At 72.3% G+C, this 2,260-nt stretch carries 3 protein-coding genes; all 3 read left to right on the plus strand.

Annotated elements, in window-relative coordinates:
- The coding region (locus GX414_09150) for a hypothetical protein (protein ID NLI47261.1) at positions 1–1,310 on the plus strand (1,310 nt) is incomplete at its 5' end.
- Between the two features lie 3 nt (positions 1,311–1,313).
- Positions 1,314–1,628 (plus strand): PqqD family protein, encoded by a 315-nt coding sequence (locus tag GX414_09155; GenBank protein NLI47262.1) that lies wholly within the window; start codon positions 1,314–1,316, stop codon positions 1,626–1,628.
- Positions 1,629–1,644: 16 nt separating this feature from the next.
- A partial coding sequence (locus GX414_09160; GenBank protein ID NLI47263.1) for a radical SAM protein occupies positions 1,645–2,260 on the plus strand: 616 nt, incomplete at its 3' end.

The raw sequence follows: 2,260 nt of genomic DNA on the forward strand, positions 1-2,260 counted from the left end.
CCAATCGCCTCCGCCTGCGGGGGCTGGATGAGGACGTGATCACCGTGGCCGGCTTCGACCGGGACGACCTGGCCGTCCTCGACGTCACCGACCCGGCCGCCCCGCGGCTCCAGCCGGCGACCGTCGACTTCGCCGCCGGCTCCTGGCGTGTGTCCTTCCGCTCCGAGCGCGGCCGCGACTACTTCGCCGTGGCCTGGAGCGCCGCCACCCCGCTGGCCAAGGCCACCGCCGACCGGCCCTCCGACTTGCGCAACGCCGCCACCGCCGCCGACTACCTCGTCATCGCCCCGCGCCAGCTCGGCACGCCGGCCAAACAGCTTGCCGCCTACCGCGCCACACAAGGGTATCGCACCCTTGTCGTGGACATCGAAAACATCTACGACGAGTTCAACCACGGCCGCCCCTCCCCTCACGCCGTCAGTAACTTCCTGAGCTACGCCGCCACCGCCTGGGCCGTGCCTCCCCGCTTCGTCGTTCTGGCCGGCCGCGGCACCTTTGACTACCGCGATCTCAAGGGGTACGGCGACAACCTGCTGCCTCCCATCTACACCGGCACTCCCCACGGCCTGGCCGCCGCCGACATGCGCTACGGCTGCATCGCCGGCGACGACAACGTGCCCGACCTGGCCATCGGCCGCCTGCCGGCGGCCACCGCCGCCGAGCTCCAGGCCATGGTGGACAAAATCATCGCCTACGAAGCGCAGCCCGCCGGCGACTGGAGCCGCCGCGCGCTCGTCGTCGCCGACGATCCCGATCCCGCCGGCGACTTCCCCGCCGACAGCGAGGACATCGCCGCCGGGCTCCCCCTCGATCTGGCTGTGGAGCGCATCTACCTCTCCGAGCAGACGCCGGCCGACGCCCGTGCCGCCCTCGTTGACGGCATCACTGCGGGAGCCGGCCTGGTCAACTACCTCGGCCACGGCGGCGTCGACCGCCTCGCCGCCGAAGGCCTGCTCCGCATCACCGACATCCCGGGGCTCGCCAACGGCGCCCGCCTGCCGCTGCTGCTGGCGTTCACTTGCGCCGTGGGCGAATGCACCATCCCCGGCTACCCGGGCCTGGGCGAGGCGCTGCTGACCCAACCCGACGGCGGCGCCATCGCCGTCTACGCCCCCGCCGGATTGTCGGACAACGCCGCCGCCGCCGCGCTCAACGCCGCGCTGGCTGCGGAGCTCGGCCGCGGCCACGCCACGCTGGGCGACGCCATCCGCGCCGCCCTGGCCGCCTGGACGCCGGCCGATCCAACGGCCGCCTACCACCGCGATCTCTACATCCTGCTGGGCGACCCCGCCCTGCTGATCAAGAGGTGAGCGGTGAACCGACCGAACCCGGCCCCGTCACCGGACTGGGCCGCCGTCTATAATAAGAAGGAGGAGCTCGTGAGCCGCGCCATCGCCGGCGAGACGCTGGTGGTGCCCGTGAGCGGGCGGCTGGCGGACCTGCAGCGGATCTTCGCCCTCGAAGGGGTGGCCGGGTTCATCTGGGAGCGCCTCGACGGCGAGCGGCCGCTGGGCCGGATCCGCGACGAGCTGCTGGAGCGGTTCGCCGTGACCCGCGACGAGGCGGAACGGGATCTGGGCGAGTTCATCGCCGAACTGAGCGCCGCCGGGCTTATCGCGCGAACATGAGTGTGGAGAGTTCGTGATGTCGGTCTGTCCGTCCAACCAGGAGTACCTGCAGCGTTTCAGCGCCGCCGCCCGGTCGGCGCGGGTGCCGCTGTCGGGGAGCCTGGAGCTGACGGCCCGGTGCAACCTGCGCTGCGTGCACTGCTACCTGGGTGGCGCGGTCAGGCGCAGCCGCTCCCGATCCGAATTGGGCACCGCCCAGTGGCTGGACATCCTGGACCAGGTGGCCGCCGCGGGCTGCCTGGATCTGCTCCTGACCGGCGGCGAACCGCTGCTGCGCAAGGATTTCGACCTCATCTACAGTCACGCCAAGGGGCTGGGGATGCTGGTCACCGTGTTCACCAACGGCACCCGGCTGTCCCGGCGGGTGGTGCAGCTGTTCCGGGAGCTGCCACCGCGGCTGGTGGAGGTGTCGCTCTACGGCGCCACCGTTGCCACCACCGAGCGGATCACCGGCTCGGCCACTGCGCACACCCGCGCCCGCCGCGGCGTGGAGCGCCTGCGCGCCGCCGGCATCCAGACGGCCCTCAAGACCGTGCTCCTGCGCGAGAACGCCGCGGAGCTGGGCGCTCTGGAGGCCTACGCCAGGGAGCTGGGGGTGCCGTTCCGCCTGGACGCGGCCATCAACCCCCGCC

The sequence above is a fragment of the Acidobacteriota bacterium genome, from assembly GCA_012517875.1.
Classification (GTDB): domain Bacteria; phylum Acidobacteriota; class JAAYUB01; order JAAYUB01; family JAAYUB01; genus JAAYUB01.